The sequence below is a fragment of the Pseudomonas neustonica genome, from assembly GCF_003797945.1.
In the GTDB taxonomy this organism is placed as follows: domain Bacteria; phylum Pseudomonadota; class Gammaproteobacteria; order Pseudomonadales; family Pseudomonadaceae; genus Halopseudomonas; species Halopseudomonas neustonica.
Window position 1 is genome coordinate 47,905 of the sequence record NZ_RKKU01000016.1, and the last position, 14,196, is coordinate 62,100.

General features: G+C 54.6%; 18 protein-coding genes, 4 tRNA genes and 1 rRNA gene. 21 read left to right on the forward strand and 2 right to left on the reverse strand.

What is annotated here, in order from left to right; all coding sequences use genetic code 11:
• The first annotated feature begins 14 nt into the window (after positions 1-14).
• A 5S ribosomal RNA gene (gene rrf / locus EF096_RS12845) occupies positions 15-130 on the forward strand.
• A 197-nt stretch (positions 131-327) separates the two neighbouring features.
• On the opposite strand, the gene EF096_RS20310 is transcribed toward rrf, so the two are convergent.
• Positions 328-480 (reverse strand): hypothetical protein, encoded by a 153-nt coding sequence (locus EF096_RS20310; protein ID WP_158611279.1) that lies wholly within the window; start codon positions 478-480, stop codon positions 328-330.
• 268 nt (positions 481-748) lie between these two features.
• Between EF096_RS20310 and cysP the strand changes: the two genes are divergently transcribed.
• From cysP to EF096_RS12870, 5 genes are read left to right on the forward strand one after another with little or no spacing between them, the layout of a single operon-like run.
• Positions 749-1,777, forward strand: coding sequence for a thiosulfate ABC transporter substrate-binding protein CysP (gene cysP / locus EF096_RS12850; protein WP_123890087.1), 1,029 nt, complete (start codon positions 749-751; stop codon positions 1,775-1,777).
• A 12-nt stretch (positions 1,778-1,789) separates the two neighbouring features.
• Positions 1,790-2,656, forward strand: a complete 867-nt coding sequence (gene cysT / locus EF096_RS12855) for a sulfate/thiosulfate ABC transporter permease CysT (protein ID WP_123890089.1) — start codon at positions 1,790-1,792, stop codon at positions 2,654-2,656.
• Between the two features lie 6 nt (positions 2,657-2,662).
• Positions 2,663-3,529: a sulfate ABC transporter permease subunit CysW gene (cysW, locus tag EF096_RS12860; protein WP_123890091.1), complete on the forward strand. Its 867-nt coding sequence runs from the start codon at positions 2,663-2,665 to the stop codon at positions 3,527-3,529.
• Positions 3,529-4,629, forward strand: coding sequence for a sulfate/molybdate ABC transporter ATP-binding protein (locus EF096_RS12865; RefSeq protein ID WP_123890093.1), 1,101 nt, complete (start codon positions 3,529-3,531; stop codon positions 4,627-4,629). Before cysW ends, EF096_RS12865 begins: the two co-directional genes overlap by 1 nt.
• Positions 4,630-4,663: 34 nt before the next feature.
• Positions 4,664-5,281, forward strand: coding sequence for a class I SAM-dependent methyltransferase (locus tag EF096_RS12870; protein WP_123890095.1), 618 nt, complete (start codon positions 4,664-4,666; stop codon positions 5,279-5,281).
• Here EF096_RS12870 and EF096_RS12875 read toward each other — a convergent pair.
• Positions 5,271-6,125: a LysR family transcriptional regulator gene (locus EF096_RS12875; protein ID WP_123890097.1), complete on the reverse strand. Its 855-nt coding sequence runs from the start codon at positions 6,123-6,125 to the stop codon at positions 5,271-5,273. The genes EF096_RS12870 and EF096_RS12875 overlap by 11 nt on opposite strands.
• A gap of 95 nt (positions 6,126-6,220) precedes the next feature.
• Between EF096_RS12875 and EF096_RS12880 the strand changes: the two genes are divergently transcribed.
• The 15 genes from EF096_RS12880 to rplL all read left to right on the forward strand — a co-directional run bounded on the left by EF096_RS12880 (position 6,221) and on the right by rplL (position 14,112).
• On the forward strand, positions 6,221-6,454 hold the full coding sequence (locus EF096_RS12880) for a DUF1127 domain-containing protein (protein WP_123890099.1): 234 nt from the start codon (positions 6,221-6,223) through the stop codon (positions 6,452-6,454).
• 67 nt (positions 6,455-6,521) lie between these two features.
• Complete coding sequence (gene birA / locus EF096_RS12885; protein WP_123890169.1) at positions 6,522-7,496, forward strand: bifunctional biotin--[acetyl-CoA-carboxylase] ligase/biotin operon repressor BirA; 975 nt, start codon at positions 6,522-6,524, stop codon at positions 7,494-7,496.
• The gene (locus EF096_RS12890) at positions 7,480-8,229 is read left to right on the forward strand and encodes a type III pantothenate kinase (RefSeq protein WP_123890101.1); all 750 of its coding nucleotides are present in this window, start codon (positions 7,480-7,482) and stop codon (positions 8,227-8,229) included. Before birA ends, EF096_RS12890 begins: the two co-directional genes overlap by 17 nt.
• The gene (locus tag EF096_RS12895; RefSeq protein ID WP_123890104.1) at positions 8,229-8,945 is read left to right on the forward strand and encodes an SPOR domain-containing protein; all 717 of its coding nucleotides are present in this window, start codon (positions 8,229-8,231) and stop codon (positions 8,943-8,945) included. Before EF096_RS12890 ends, EF096_RS12895 begins: the two co-directional genes overlap by 1 nt.
• A 134-nt stretch (positions 8,946-9,079) precedes the next feature.
• Positions 9,080-9,164: transfer RNA gene (locus tag EF096_RS12900), tRNA-Tyr, on the forward strand.
• 24 nt (positions 9,165-9,188) lie between these two features.
• A tRNA-Gly gene (locus tag EF096_RS12905) sits at positions 9,189-9,262 on the forward strand.
• Positions 9,263-9,287: 25 nt separating this feature from the next.
• A tRNA-Thr gene (locus tag EF096_RS12910) sits at positions 9,288-9,363 on the forward strand.
• A gap of 85 nt (positions 9,364-9,448) precedes the next feature.
• On the forward strand, positions 9,449-10,642 hold the full coding sequence (tuf, locus tag EF096_RS12915) for an elongation factor Tu (protein WP_123890106.1): 1,194 nt from the start codon (positions 9,449-9,451) through the stop codon (positions 10,640-10,642).
• Between the two features lie 57 nt (positions 10,643-10,699).
• A tRNA-Trp gene (locus tag EF096_RS12920) sits at positions 10,700-10,775 on the forward strand.
• Positions 10,776-10,812: 37 nt separating this feature from the next.
• Positions 10,813-11,181 carry a preprotein translocase subunit SecE gene (gene secE, locus EF096_RS12925; protein ID WP_123890108.1) on the forward strand — a complete coding sequence of 123 codons (369 nt, stop codon included), beginning with the start codon at positions 10,813-10,815 and terminating at the stop codon, positions 11,179-11,181.
• Between the two features lie 9 nt (positions 11,182-11,190).
• Entirely contained in the window at positions 11,191-11,724 is a 534-nt protein-coding gene (gene nusG / locus EF096_RS12930; protein ID WP_123890110.1) for a transcription termination/antitermination protein NusG, read from the forward strand.
• A gap of 117 nt (positions 11,725-11,841) precedes the next feature.
• Positions 11,842-12,273, forward strand: coding sequence for a 50S ribosomal protein L11 (gene rplK / locus EF096_RS12935; protein WP_123890112.1), 432 nt, complete (start codon positions 11,842-11,844; stop codon positions 12,271-12,273).
• Positions 12,273-12,968 carry a 50S ribosomal protein L1 gene (rplA, locus tag EF096_RS12940; protein WP_123890114.1) on the forward strand — a complete coding sequence of 232 codons (696 nt, stop codon included), beginning with the start codon at positions 12,273-12,275 and terminating at the stop codon, positions 12,966-12,968. Before rplK ends, rplA begins: the two co-directional genes overlap by 1 nt.
• A 198-nt stretch (positions 12,969-13,166) precedes the next feature.
• Positions 13,167-13,667 carry a 50S ribosomal protein L10 gene (gene rplJ, locus EF096_RS12945; RefSeq protein WP_123890116.1) on the forward strand — a complete coding sequence of 167 codons (501 nt, stop codon included), beginning with the start codon at positions 13,167-13,169 and terminating at the stop codon, positions 13,665-13,667.
• Positions 13,668-13,743: 76 nt separating this feature from the next.
• Entirely contained in the window at positions 13,744-14,112 is a 369-nt protein-coding gene (gene rplL, locus EF096_RS12950) for a 50S ribosomal protein L7/L12 (protein WP_123890118.1), read from the forward strand.
• Positions 14,113-14,196: the final 84 nt, after the last annotated feature.

A 14,196-nucleotide genomic window follows, 5' to 3' on the forward strand; every position in this document is an offset into this window, starting at 1 on the left:
GCAGTAACGAATTGCTTGACGACAATAGAGCATTGGAACCACCTGATCCCATCCCGAACTCAGTAGTGAAACGATGCATCGCCGATGGTAGTGTGGGGTCTCCCCATGTGAGAGTAGGTCATCGTCAAGCGCTTATACCGAATGCCCTGATCAAAAATGATCAGGGCATTTTTTTTGGCTTAAAAAAGTGATGATGAGAGTACCGGAGTGCCGGCCAGATCATCGTCAAGCGCTAACACCGAAACCCCCGATCTGGAAACAGGTCGGGGGTTTTACTTTGTGCGTGGGAAAGCGGCAAGCCGCAAGCCGCAAGCCGCAAGCTAGAAGCTAGAAGCCCAAGCCCAAGCCCAAGCCCAAGCCCAAGCCCAAGCCCAAGCCCAAGCCCAAGCCCAAGCCCAAGCCCAAGCCCAAGCCCAAGCCCAAGCCCAAGCCCAAGCCCAAGCCCAAGCCCAAGCCCAAAGCCCAAAGCCCAAAGCCCACCCACAGTTCAAATAAAACTTGACTGGCTAAACCCGACCCCCATCCTGTTAACGCTTGCAGCTTGCAGCTTGCAGCTTGCAGCTTGCAGCTTGCAGCTTGCAGCTTGCAGCTTGCAGCTTGCAGCTTGCATAGCTGCTTATTCCTTAGCGCTTTATGTGCTAAATAAAACCGTCTAAAGAGCTTATTGTTCTATCTAAAGCCTTTCTGTAGGCTGACTCCATTATTTCTCAATGTCAGCCTGTTTCTGGATAGGCCTAGGAGTTTGGGTATGTTCGATAAATTAACAGTGGTTGGTCGGCTAAAAAGCCTGGCTAGCGTAGTGGCCGTAGGTACAGGTTTGATCATCACTCCGGTTCAGGCTGCTGATCAGGAAATTCTTAACTCGTCCTACGATATCGCCCGTGAGTTGTTCTCTGCCTATAACGAACAGTTTGTGGAATATTGGCAGGGAGAGACCGGAAACACCGTGGAGATAAAACAATCCCACGCTGGCTCATCGCGTCAGGCACAAGCGATTCTGCAGGGTCTGCGTGCCGATGTTGTCACCTATAACCAGGTAACTGACGTAGATATCCTCCATCAACGGGGCGATCTGATTCCGGCGGATTGGCGTGATCGTCTGCCCAACGCAAGCTCGCCGTACTACTCCACGATGGCTTTTCTGGTTCGCAAGGGTAACCCCAAGAACATTCAGAACTGGGATGACCTGGCGCGTGACGATGTCAGCTCGGTAATGCCTAATCCCAAGACGTCAGGTAATGGCCGCTATAGTTATCTTGCCGCCTTGGGTTACGCGCAAAAGGCTTACCCAGGTGATGAGGCCAAGGAAGACGCCTATCTGAAGTCGTTCCTGGGTAATGTTGCCGTATTCGATACCGGTGGACGTGGTGCAACCACCACATTTATTGAGCGTGGTATTGGCGACGTGTTGCTGACCTTTGAGTCTGAAGTTAACAATATCGTCGCGCAGAACCCGGATGCGGGATTTGAAGTTGTGGTACCCAAGGTAAGCTTTTTGGCTGAGTTTCCGGTTACCTGGATCGACCGTAACGTTGAGCGCAATGATACCGAGGCTGTGTCAAAAGCCTACCTTGAGCATCTTTACAGCGAAGACGCTCAGCGTTTGATTGCCGGGTTCAACTACCGCGTTCATAACGAAACGGTGAAGCAGGAGTTTGCCGATCGTTTTCCTGACCTTCAGCTGCTGCCGATCGAAGAGATTGCCGGTAGTTGGGAGAATGCGATGAAGGTGCATTTCGCCAGTGGTGGTAAACTGGACCAACTTCAACGCAGGTAGTCGAATCAGTTCATGAGTACATCTTTAGCCGGTTCTACATCGGCAGATAGAAATAAGCCCGGCAAGCGCGTCTTGCCGGGCTTTGCTTTGAGTTTGGGTATATCACTGCTGTTCATCGGGTTGGTATTGCTGCTGCCATTGACGGGTTTGATCATGCAGACCTCAGGCATGAGCTGGGCCGAGTATTGGGCGGTTATTACTGACGAGCGAGTTGTCGCCTCTTATAAGGTTACGCTTTGGGCTGCAGCCATTGCCTCTGTCTTCAACGGCATTGTTGGTCTGCTCATGGCGTGGGTTCTGGTGCGCTACGACTTCTGGGGTAAGCGCTTGGTCGATGCACTTATGGACCTTCCCTTTGCCCTGCCTACTGCCGTTGCCGGCATCACGCTCGCCGCGCTGTTTTCGGAAGGAGGCTGGTATGGCCAGTTTCTGACAGAGCTGGGTATCAAGGTGGCCTTTACGCCTTTGGGCATCGTGATTGCAATGTCTTTTACCAGTTTGCCCTTTGTGGTCCGGACGGTGCAGCCGGTGCTGGAAGACCTCCCGACAGAGGATGAGGAGGCGGCCGTTAGCATGGGGGCAAGTGACTGGACGGTGTTCAGGCGTATTCTGTTTCCCTCTCTGTGGCCGGCTTTGATGACTGGCGTAGCGCTCTCGTTTACTCGCAGTCTGGGTGAGTTTGGCGCGGTGATCTTTATCGCCGGCAATATGCCCTACGTGAGTGAGATCACCAGTCTGATGATATTCGTCCGCCTGCAGGAATATGACTATGCGGCGGCCAGTGCTATCGCATCGGTCGTGCTTATGGCGTCGCTATTACTGCTGCTGGTAATCAATTTGTGGCAGGCGCGTTACCTGCGCCGCCTGCAGGGACGGTAAGACGTTATGAGTCGTGTCAAATCAAGCCTTCGTATCGGTGATCAACCCTGGGTAAAGTGGAGCCTTATTGGCTCTGCGCTTACGTTGACCCTCTTGTTACTGGTTATCCCGCTGATATTGATTTTTAGCCAGGCGTTCGCCGACGGCGCGGATAGCCTCTGGGCTAATTTGACTGACACCTACACGCTAGAGGCGATTGCTCTTACGCTCTTTGTCGCCGCCATGACGGTGCCCATCAACCTCGTATTCGGTGTATTTCTAGCCTGGTTGGTTACCCGATTCGAGTTTCCGGGCAGGAAGGTATTGATCACCCTGATCGACATCCCCTTTGCCGTTTCTCCCGTCGTTGCCGGTTTGCTTTACCTGTTGCTGTACGGCAGCAATGGTTGGCTTGGTGGTTGGCTACTGGACCAGGATATCCAGTTGATGTTTGCCTGGCCTGGCATTGTCATGGTCACCGTCTTCGTCACCTGTCCCTTTGTCGCAAGGGAGCTCATCCCTCTTATGCAGCAGCAGGGTAGGGAGGAGGAAGAAGCGGGTGTCGTGCTGGGTGCCTCGGGCTGGCAGCTTTTCCGTAAGGTGACATTGCCGAATATTCAGTGGGCTTTGCTCTATGGCGTTGTGCTTACCAACGCGCGCGCAGTTGGCGAGTTCGGGGCTGTGTCTGTGGTATCCGGTAATATTCGCGGGGAGACCAATACCTTGCCGCTTCACGTCGAGCTGCTTTATCAGGATTACAACGTGGCGGGCGCCTTTACCAGTGCCTCCCTGCTCGCAGGTATTGCCTTGCTTACGCTGCTGGTCAAGAGTTTTGTCGAGTGGCGACAGGAGCGTCAACGCGCGCCGGTATCAGATCAAACGGACAGTCTTTGATGAGTATCAGGTTAGAAGGTATCAATAAGTACTTCGGTCAATTTCAGGCGTTAAAGGATATCTCGCTGGATATCCCTGACGGCCAACTGACCGGCTTACTTGGCCCTTCGGGGTCGGGTAAAACGACGCTGCTACGGATTATCGCCGGTCTTGAGTCTGCTGAGCAGGGCCGGATCCTCTTTCATGGTGAAGATGTAACCGATTTGCACGTGCGTGATCGCCGTGTCGGGTTTGTGTTTCAGCACTACGCGTTGTTTCGGCATATGACGGTGGCGCAGAACATTGCGTTTGGTTTGGAGGTCATGCCCAAGGCGCAGCGGCCTGGCGCGGCGGAAATTCGCAAGCAGGTTGGCGAGTTGCTGGATATGGTGCAGTTGGCTCATTTGGCCTCACGCTATCCGGCGCAGTTGTCAGGTGGACAGAAGCAGCGCATCGCCCTGGCTCGTGCCCTGGCGATGAAGCCGGAGATACTTTTGCTTGATGAGCCGTTCGGGGCGCTTGATGCCAAGGTCCGCAAGGATCTTCGACGCTGGCTACGCGCCTTGCATGATGAGTTGCATTTCACCAGCGTTTTTGTGACCCATGATCAGGAAGAGGCGCTGGAGTTGTCCGACAGCGTCGTGGTAATGAGTGCCGGCAAGGTCGAGCAGGTGGGTGGCCCGCAGGCACTTTATGCGCAACCGGAAAGCCGTTTTGTGTTCGATTTTCTCGGCCACGTCAATGTGCTGGATGGTCAGCTGGCGCAGCAGCGCATGACTCAGGGTGATGCCTGGGTTCAGCTGCCAGGGATGCTTGAGTGCTCTGGTGAGGCGCAGCTCTACTTGCGGCCCCATGAAGTGCGGCTGCAGGACTGCCCTGCGCCACATGCGAACCTGCCGTTGCGTATTGAATCCATCAGTTTGATTGGTGCAGAGGTTCGGCTTGAGTTGGCGCCCTGTGGTTGGGTGGCGCAAGAGCCATGGGAAGTGGGTATTAGCCACGTCGAATTCAATCGCTGGCAGCCGCAACGCGGAGATCGTTGCTATGCTGTACCTGATGTTGGGCATTTGTTCGATGTTCAGCAGGCACGGCCGCGCACCCTGAGTTGGGTTAACGACTGAGTCGGGGCGGGTCTGGCTTCACGGTGGAGGCTTGATGAATCCTTATGAGCGCTTTGTACTACCGCGGTTGATAGATGTTGCCTGCGGGATGGGTGATGTCATGGCGCGCAGGGCTGAGTTGGTGCCCCGTGCCCAAGGTGAGGTTCTTGAGGTGGGGATCGGCACCGGCCTCAACCTGCGCTATTACGATGCGAGCAAGGTCCGGCGCATTGTGGGAGTTGATCCTGCGGCGCAAATGCAGCACCTGGCGCGCAAGCGCGCAGCGCAGATCAGTATTCCAGTCGACATGGTTGCGGTGGGCGCGGATGGTATCGATGCGGCGGACGATTCCTTTGATTGCATTGTCATGACGTTCACCCTGTGCAGTATTGTCGAGCCGATAGCTGCTCTGACGGAAATGCGGCGTGTGCTAAAGCCAGGTGCTGAATTGCTGTTTTGTGAGCATGGTTTGGCTGCTGACTCAGCGGTGCAGCGCTGGCAGCACCGATTAACTCCCTGGTGGAAGCCAATCGCTGGTGGTTGTCATCTTAACCGGAATATTCCAGAGCTTTTGACCCAGGCGGGCTTTGTGTTGCCGGAGCTGAGTGCTGAATACATCCCCGGGCCGCGCCCAATGACGTACTTGTATCAGGGCGTCGCGGTCAAAGACTAAACCCGTCTGCAATATACTCGGCAAGACACTCGGTTATGGGCGTCTGTGCCAGATTGTTACGCAGCAGCACAATGCTGGCTGAGGGCATTAGCGGTAGGCCCAGCTCGCTGCCGATAATCTCCATTCCTGCTGGAATCAGGCTCTCCAGTTGCGCGGTCACTGCCAGTCCTGCGCCCACTACAGCCATAATCGCGGATAGGCTTGGGCTGGTGTAAGCCAGTCGGTAATCGCGTCCCATGGTCTCCAATGCGTTGCATGCCCACTCCCTGCAAAAGCAGTCACTGTTGAACATGGCCAAAGGTAGGCTTGGCTGTTCGTGTAGAGCAAACCCCTTGGCTTGTGCCCAAACCAATTTCTCCTGACGTAGCAGCTGTCCTATCTCAGTCCCCGGTTTACGGGTGACGATGGTCAGGTCGAGATCTTTGCGCTGAAGCAACTGGTAAGAGGGCTCGCAGTGCAGCTCAACCTGTATCATCGGATAGCTTTGCGCGAAGCGGGCGAGAATACTGGGTAAAAAGCGCATTACATAATCGTCTGGTGTGCCAACCTTGATAGAACCGACCATATGCGGTTCGCGCAGCGTACTAATGATTTCGCCTTGCAGTTTGAGAATTCGACGTGCGTAGCTGAGTAATACCTGGCCCTCGGGGGTTAACTCCAGTTGACGGCCGACACGTTGAAACAGGCTGCGCTTTACGACGTCTTCCTCCAGTCTTTTCATCTGCATGCTGACCGCCGACTGGGTGCGATTCAGTGCCTCGGCGGCACGGGTGAAGCCGCCCTGGTCAGCTATGGCGACGAAGGTGCGCAGGAGTTCACTGTCAATCGTGGGATATTCGGCCATTGATCAATTCCTGAGATGTTTTTCATAAGAAACATTCGTTGGATTGATATTAATTCAAGTTCCAAACTTCCTCTACCGTCATGGAGGAAGTTGCTATGAAAGCCAGCTCGATATCTATCCGTGTTAGAGCGCTACCGCTAAAGATTGTGCGTAATCGTTTGCAGGCCCTTGCCTTTAAGGCGTGGCTCAAGCTTCGACGCTGGCAACAGGTAAGCTATGAGCGCCGCCTGCTGCTGACCATGTCTGATGCGCAAATGAAGGATATTGGTGTTTCGCGGGCGGAGGCTATGAACGAGGCTGCGCGGCCATTTTGGGACGATAAGGCCTGAGGATAGCGGCATCGCCGCCGCACCGGTATGATGTGCGGCTTATTCATCTGGATGCCGCTGACTCATGTTGCACGAGATTCTAGCTCTGCTGGCTGATGGCCAATTTCACTCGGGCGAAAAGCTTGGGGCGCATCTTGGTGTCAGTCGTGCGGCCATATGGAAGGCGCTGCAGCCGTTAGAGCTGCAAGGCTTTCCGATTCATCGTGTCCGTGGCAAGGGCTATCGTATTCCGGTTGGTGCGGTGCTTCTTGACGGCGACGCCATTCAGCAGCAGCTGTCTGCGCAATGCCGCGATCGCTGGGATTGGCATCTTTACCAGCAGATAGACTCAACCAATGCCGAGGCGCAGCGCTTGATTGCCGCGACGGGTGTGAGGCCTCTGGTAGTGGTCGCCGAGCAGCAAGCAGCCGGTCGCGGACGGCGTGGGCGGTCCTGGGTTAGTCCATTCGGGCAAAATCTATATGTGTCTTTTGTTGAGCCGGTCAGCGGCGGGGCTCAGGGCTTGGAGGGCTTGAGTCTGGTAGTCGGTTTGACCCTGGTGCAAACTCTGGAGGCATGCGGCTACCAGGGTTGTCGCTTGAAGTGGCCAAATGACGTACTGCTTGATGGCGCTAAGCTGGCTGGAGTATTGCTGGAAATCTCGGGCGACCTGACCGCTGATACGGTGGTGATTATCGGGGTGGGAGTGAATGTCCTGATGGAGTCTGATGACAGCATAGATCAAAGCTGGACCTCGTTGCGCCGTTCGGGGCAGAGGGGCGAACTCGATCGCAACCGGATCGTCGCCACTTTCGCTAGCGGTTTGGCTGATGCTTTGGCCTTATTTTCCCGTTCCGGCTTTGCTGCATTTCAGCAGCAGTGGCAAGGCTATGATGCGTGGCTGGGTGCTGATGTTAAGGTGATTTCCGGCAGCAATGTAATGGCCGGGCGCAACCTGGGAGTGAATCAACGGGGCGCGCTTCGCCTGCTCACTGAGGATGGTGAGATGGACGTCAGCGGTGGTGAAGTCAGCTTGAGGTTGGATCATGCTACTGGAGCTTGATTGCGGTAATACGCTGATCAAATGGCGGCTTCTAGATCGGCAGGGGCGAGTCCGTGATCGCGATATGGCGCCAGATCTGGTTGAGCTTCAGTGCTTGCTGGGTGGTCAGGAGCGAGAGATTATGGGTTGTCGCCTGGTTAGTGTCAGGTCGCCTGCCGAAACCCAGGTCGTTATGGATCAGCTAACCAGTTGGCTCAAGCTGCATCCGGTACTGGCAAAGAGTCGTGCTGAGCTATCCGGTGTGCGCAATGGCTATGTAGATCACGGCAAGTTGGGTATGGATCGCTGGCTCGCGTTGGTGGCTGGTTATAATCACTGTCGACGGGCCTGCGTGGTCATCGATCTGGGTACCGCGGTAACGGTCGACTTCGTTGATGCCTCCGGCCAGCATCTGGGGGGATACATAGCGCCGGGTAGCAAGCTCCTCAGAACCAGCCTGCAGCGACATACTCGACTTATTCGATATGATGAATCATTGCGCGGGGACCTGTTGCAACCTGATCCGGGCACGAGTACCGCTGAGGCGGTAGAGTTTGGATGCGATCTTATGCTGGTCGGCTTTGTTCGCGAGCAGTTGAAGGTGGCCCGGCAGATCCTGGGCGACGAGATGGTTGTGATTCTCACCGGGGGGGATGCCGAGCGTATGGCGGACGCGCTGCCGGAGACCTGTCATACGCTGAATGATCTGGTGTTCGACGGCCTGGCGCTGGCGTGTCCTGTGGAGATTGATTAATGCGCTCGCTGTTCCTCTTCCTGCTGTTGTTGAACGTGCTTTACGCGCTATGGCAGTGGCAGGTTGGTGGCTGGCAAGTGCCGGCGACGGCGGGGCCAGTGTTGGAGCAGCCGTTTAGGGTTACAGATTCCACGGTGTCGGATGCTGCACCGCTTATTCAGCGCGATGAGGCGCGTTCAGGTTTGCAGCCGGCAACAGAGTTTGTCACTCCGGTCGAGTCGACGCCGGCGCTGTGCGTTATGCTCGGCACCTTCGCCAATAGGGCTGAGGCTGACCAGCTCAGGCAGCGCCTGCTTGCCCTTGATGTTGCTGCCGAGCTGGTTGCGCGTGAGGAGGTAACCACCACCGACTACTGGTTGGTGATGGCTGTGAGCGGCGGTAGTAAGGGTGCGTTGGCCAGGCTGTCAGCTCTGCAGGAAAGGGGGGTCGATAGCTTTCTTATCACTCGTGGGGATTTGGCGGGTAACCTGTCGCTTGGGGTATTCAGTCAGCAGGACTATGCTGCGGCGCGCCAGGCTCAGCTAGCGACCGAGGGCTATCAGGTTGAAATTAAGGCGGTTGAAAAGACCCGTGAGCAGTATCTTTTGCAGGTGCCTCCGCGGTCGAGGCGTCTGCTCGATCAGGCGATGTTAACCCGTTTGCGCGCCGACTTTCCTTCCATGCAGCATCAGTATCAGGCATGTGATGGCGTTGCTAAAGGTAGCGACATACCCTAGAATGGCGCCCGCTCAAGCGGATGATAGTGTTCGCGAGCGCTTTTATCTGCCTTGGGCTCCCCTCAAGTGGGTGTTTTTGCTAATAAAAGTGTTGACAGGGTGGCGCCAAGTGATGAAAATGGCGCCTCTTTTACGGAGGGGTTCCCGAGCGGTCAAAGGGATCAGACTGTAAATCTGACGGCTTAGCCTTCGAAGGTTCGAATCCTTCTCCCTCCACCAGATTTAGCGTTAGCCAGGTACTTGGCGGGTATAGTTCAACGGTAGAACCTCAGCCTTCCAAGCTGATGGTGCGGGTTCGATTCCCGCTACCCGCTCCAGCTTGGCAATGCAATGATGTAAAAAGCTCATGTAGCTCAGTTGGTAGAGCACACCCTTGGTAAGGGTGAGGTCAGCGGTTCAAATCCGCTCATGAGCTCCAGTATCAAGGCAGATATGCAAATATCTGCCTTTTATTTAATGGTCGCGTGACTCGCGCATTGCTCTCACGAATAGGGGATCTCTCGATGGCTAAAGAGAAGTTCGAACGTAGCAAACCGCACCTGAACGTAGGCACCATTGGTCACGTTGACCATGGTAAGACTACTCTGACAGCTGCATTGACCCGTGTTTGCGCCGAAGTTTATGGCGGTTCCGCTCGCGCTTTCGATCAGATCGATAACGCGCCGGAAGAGAAAGCTCGCGGTATCACCATCAACACCTCGCACGTAGAGTACGATTCTCCGACTCGTCACTACGCGCACGTTGATTGCCCAGGTCACGCTGACTATGTGAAGAACATGATCACCGGTGCTGCGCAGATGGACGGTGCTATCCTGGTTTGTTCCGCAGCTGACGGCCCTATGCCGCAGACTCGCGAGCACATCCTGCTGTCTCGTCAGGTTGGCGTTCCTTACATCGTTGTGTTCCTGAACAAGGCGGACATGGTCGATGATGAAGAGCTGCTTGAGCTGGTAGAGATGGAAGTGCGTGATCTGCTGAGCGCCTATGACTTCCCGGGCGATGATACGCCCATCATCATCGGTTCTGCGCTGATGGCATTGGAAGGCAAAGACGACAACGAAATCGGCACTACTGCTGTCAGGAAGCTGGTTGAGACTCTGGATGTTTATATTCCTGAGCCTGAGCGCGCGATTGACAAGCCGTTCCTGATGCCTATCGAAGACGTGTTCTCTATCTCTGGTCGCGGTACTGTTGTGACTGGTCGTGTAGAGCGCGGTATCGTCAAGGTCGGTGAAGAAGTCGAGATTGTTGGTATCAAAGATACCGTCAAGACCGTTTGTACTGGCGTTGAAATGTTCCGCAAGCTGCTTGACGAAGGTCGCGCTGGTGAGAACGTTGGTGTTCTGCTGCGTGGTACCAAGCGTGAAGACGTAGAGCGCGGTCAGGTTCTGGCCAAGCCGGGCACTATTACTCCTCACACTCGCTTCGAAGCCGAAGTGTATGTGCTGGGTAAAGACGAAGGCGGTCGTCACACTCCGTTCTTCAAAGGCTATCGTCCTCAGTTCTACTTCCGTACCACCGACGTTACCGGTTCCTGCGAATTGCCGGAAGGTATCGAGATGGTAATGCCTGGCGATAACGTCAAGCTGGACGTCACTCTGATCGCTCCTATTGCGATGGAAGACGGTCTGCGCTTTGCGATTCGTGAAGGTGGCCGTACCGTAGGTGCGGGTGTTGTTGCTAAGATCATCCAGTAATTACGGATTGATCTTGAGTTGTCGAGCCGGTATGATTGCCGGCTCGACTGCGATTACAGGCCAGTAGCTCAATTGGCAGAGCGGCGGTCTCCAAAACCGCAGGTTGGGGGTTCGATTCCCTCCTGGCCTGCCAGATTTTTATCTGGCTTCCAAAACAGGATTTAAGATTCATGAGCACTAAGGCAGAGCTGCACGATAACCGCTTCGATGTACCAAAGTGGGTTGTTGTGGCTTTACTAGTCTTCGTTGGTGTAGCCGGAGACTCCTACTTTTCTGCTGAGCCTGTTTTGTACCGCGCCATTGCTTTGGTCGTGCTTGGTATTGTAGCTGGCTTCGTTGCCCTGCAAACGAGCAAAGGAAAAGCATTTTGGGCGTTGTTGAAAGAAGCGCGTATTGAAATACGCAAAGTAGTATGGCCGACCCGGCCTGAAACCATCCAAACGACCTTGATTGTTGTGGCAGTGGTTTTAGTGATGGCCCTGATTTTGTGGGGGCTTGATACGTTTCTGGGTTGGATTATTTCTCAGTTTATTGGTTAAGGGTGCTCCGTGTCTAAGCGATGGTACGTAGTGCATGCCTATTCGGGCTTCGAAAAGCATGTTATGCGCTCTCTGCATGAGCGCGTCAAGCTGGCCGGAATGGAAGACCAATTCGGCGATATTCTAGTTCCCACCGAAGAAGTGGTGGAGATGCGCAACGGTCAGAAGCGCAAGAGCGAGCGTAAGTTTTTCCCGGGTTACGTGCTGGTTCAAATGGAAATGAACGAAGGCACCTGGCACTTGGTGAAAGATACAACTCGCGTACTTGGTTTCATTGGCGGCACTGCCGACAAGCCTGCGCCCATTACCGACAAAGAAGCGGATACGATTCTGCGTCGCGTAGCGGATGGTACTGACAAGCCCAAGCCTAAGACTCTGTTTGAGCCAGGCGAAGTTGTACGGGTTACTGATGGTCCGTTTGCTGACTTTAATGGTGTTGTTGAAGAAGTTAATTACGAGAAAAGCCGGGTTCAGGTGGCGGTTCTCATTTTTGGACGCCCCACTCCGGTGGAGCTCGATTTCGGTCAGGTCGAAAAAGGCTGATTTCACTCAATCCCCTGAACCCTGCAATGCCTTGAGCAATGCGGGGTTTTGTTGTCAGTTGGGGAATGTTTCTAAACCGGGAAGCCGCAAGGCGCTACTACCCTTTGGAGAAAGACAATGGCGAAGAAGATTCAGGCTTATATCAAGCTGCAAGTCAAGGCCGGTCAGGCTAACCCAAGTCCGCCGGTAGGTCCGGCTCTGGGTCAGCACGGTGTGAATATCATGGAGTTCTGCAAGGCGTTCAACGCCAAGACCCAAGGCATTGAGCCAGGTCTGCCAACCCCCGTGATTATCACTGTTTACAGTGACCGTAGCTTTACATTTGAAACCAAAAGCACGCCCGCCGCGGTTCTGCTGAAGAAGGCCGCTGGCCTGAAGAGCGGCTCTGCTCGTCCCAATAGCCAGAAAGTGGGTACTGTTACCCGCGCTCAGCTGGAAGAGATCGTTAACGCCAAGCAGGCTGATCTGACCGCTGCTGATATGGAAGCTGCACTGCGTACCATCGCTGGTTCCGCTCGCAGCATGGGCCTTAACGTGGAGGGTTTGTAATGGCTAAGTTGACTAAGCGCCAAAAGGCAATCAGCGAGAAAGTACAGGCTAATAAAGTCTACGGCTTCGAAGATGCCGCTGCAGTTCTGGCTGAAGTGTCCACTGTTAAGTTCGTTGAGTCTTTCGACGTTTCTGTGAATCTGGGCGTTGATCCACGTAAGTCTGATCAGGTTGTTCGTGGTGCTACCTTGCTGCCGCACGGTACTGGCAAGACAGTTCGCGTTGCCGTGTTCACTCAGGGCGCTAACGCTGAGGCGGCTTTGGCTGCTGGTGCAGACAAGGTTGGTATGGATGACCTGGCTGCAGAAATGAAAGCTGGCGACCTGAACTACGACGTCGTTATCGCTTCCCCGGATGCGATGCGTGTTGTCGGTCAGTTGGGTCAGTTGCTTGGTCCGCGCGGTCTGATGCCTAACCCTAAAGTAGGTACTGTTTCTGCTGACGTGGGTACTGCTGTCAAGAACGCCAAGGCCGGTCAGGTTCGTTATCGTACCGACAAGAACGGCATCATCCATTGCTCAATCGGCAAGGTTGGATTCGATGCGGTTAAGTTGAAAGAGAACGTTGAAGCTCTGCTGGCTGACCTGAAAAAGGCCAAGCCATCTACTTCTAAAGGCGTTTACCTGAAGCGTGTCACCCTGAGCACCACTATGGGCCCGGGTGTGCAGATTGACCAGGCTTCTCTGGACGTTTGATCTATCGGCGTAGTGCGATAGCGCTACGCCAACTTATTGGGGTCCCTGCCTGGCGGGGGCCGTCCAAGACCGTAGGCGGCGTAAGCCTTAAACAAGTAAGCCTACGCAGATGGTGCTCCCGATTCAGTGCAGGCTGGATCTGACACCAAAACACACCGCCCGCGAGGGTGGTCAATGGTAAATCCAGGAGTAAAACCCGTGGCAATTAAGCTCGAAGACAAAAAGGCCATCGTCGCTGAAGTCAACGAAGCTGCCAAAGGTGCGCTGTCTGCCGTTGTGGCTGATGCCCGCGGTGTAAGCGTTGCTGCTATGACTGGTCTCCGCAAAGAAGCTCGCGAAGCTGGTGTTTACGTACGTGTTGTACGTAACACTCTGCTGCGTCGCGCTATTGAAGGCACTGATTACACATGCCTGAATGAAACCTTTGTGGGTCCTACCCTGATTGCATTCTCCAACGAGCATCCGGGCGCTGCCGCCCGTCTGTTCAAAGAGTTCGCCAAGGGTCAGGACAAGTTTGAGATCAAAGCAGCTGCGTTTGAAGGCAACTTCCTTGCAGCAAGTGAAATCGACAAGCTGGCAACTTTGCCGACCTACGACGAGGCCATCAGTCAGCTGATGAGTGTCATCCAGGGCGCAACCAGCAAGTTCGTTCGTACTTTGGCCGCTGTCCGCGATCAGAAGGAAGCCGAAGCTGCCTGATAGGCGCCTCGCTTGCTTTTCACGCTTTTAATGTTTTGACGGCAATAGCCGTCCCCCAATACAGGAATTTAGAGTCATGGCTCTGACCAACGAAGATATCATCAACGCCGTATCCGAAATGTCCGTTATGCAGGTTGTAGAACTGATCTCCGCTATGGAAGAGAAGTTCGGCGTATCTGCTGCCGCTGCTGTTGCTGCTGGCCCGGCTGCTGGCCCGGCTGCTGCTGAAGAGCAGACCGAGTTTGACGTTGTTCTGCTGGAAACTGGCGAGAAGAAAGTTAACGTCATCAAGGCTGTACGCGAACTGACAGGTCTTGGCCTGAAAGAAGCCAAGGCACTGGTTGACGGCGCTCCTGGCACCATCAAGGAAGCTGCTTCCAAGGACGAGGCAGAAGCTGCCAAGAAGACTCTGGAAGAAGCTGGCGCCAAGGTCGAGCTCAAGTAAGCTCGCCCGACCTTGCGTCGACAATCTGATTTCAACGGTCAGATTGATGGCTGGTGGCCTGTGTGCCACCGGCCTTTTTCCGTT

Bases quoted from the DNA above. Each gene is read 5' to 3' on its own strand.
- cysT (WP_123890089.1), top strand. From the start codon at position 1,790: ATGAGTACATCTTTAGCCGGTTCTACATCGGCAGATAGAAATAAGCCC.
- EF096_RS12895 (WP_123890104.1), top strand. From the start codon at position 8,229: ATGCGCTCGCTGTTCCTCTTCCTGCTGTTGTTGAACGTGCTTTACGCG.
- rplL (WP_123890118.1), top strand. From the start codon at position 13,744: ATGGCTCTGACCAACGAAGATATCATCAACGCCGTATCCGAAATGTCC.
- EF096_RS12870 (WP_123890095.1), top strand. From the start codon at position 4,664: ATGAATCCTTATGAGCGCTTTGTACTACCGCGGTTGATAGATGTTGCC.
- EF096_RS12880 (WP_123890099.1), top strand. From the start codon at position 6,221: ATGAAAGCCAGCTCGATATCTATCCGTGTTAGAGCGCTACCGCTAAAG.
- EF096_RS12890 (WP_123890101.1), top strand. From the start codon at position 7,480: ATGCTACTGGAGCTTGATTGCGGTAATACGCTGATCAAATGGCGGCTT.
- cysP (WP_123890087.1), top strand. From the start codon at position 749: ATGTTCGATAAATTAACAGTGGTTGGTCGGCTAAAAAGCCTGGCTAGC.
- EF096_RS12875 (WP_123890097.1), bottom strand. From the start codon at position 6,125: ATGGCCGAATATCCCACGATTGACAGTGAACTCCTGCGCACCTTCGTC.
- secE (WP_123890108.1), top strand. From the start codon at position 10,813: ATGAGCACTAAGGCAGAGCTGCACGATAACCGCTTCGATGTACCAAAG.
- rplA (WP_123890114.1), top strand. From the start codon at position 12,273: ATGGCTAAGTTGACTAAGCGCCAAAAGGCAATCAGCGAGAAAGTACAG.
- tuf (WP_123890106.1), top strand. From the start codon at position 9,449: ATGGCTAAAGAGAAGTTCGAACGTAGCAAACCGCACCTGAACGTAGGC.
- rplK (WP_123890112.1), top strand. From the start codon at position 11,842: ATGGCGAAGAAGATTCAGGCTTATATCAAGCTGCAAGTCAAGGCCGGT.
- cysW (WP_123890091.1), top strand. From the start codon at position 2,663: ATGAGTCGTGTCAAATCAAGCCTTCGTATCGGTGATCAACCCTGGGTA.
- EF096_RS12865 (WP_123890093.1), top strand. From the start codon at position 3,529: ATGAGTATCAGGTTAGAAGGTATCAATAAGTACTTCGGTCAATTTCAG.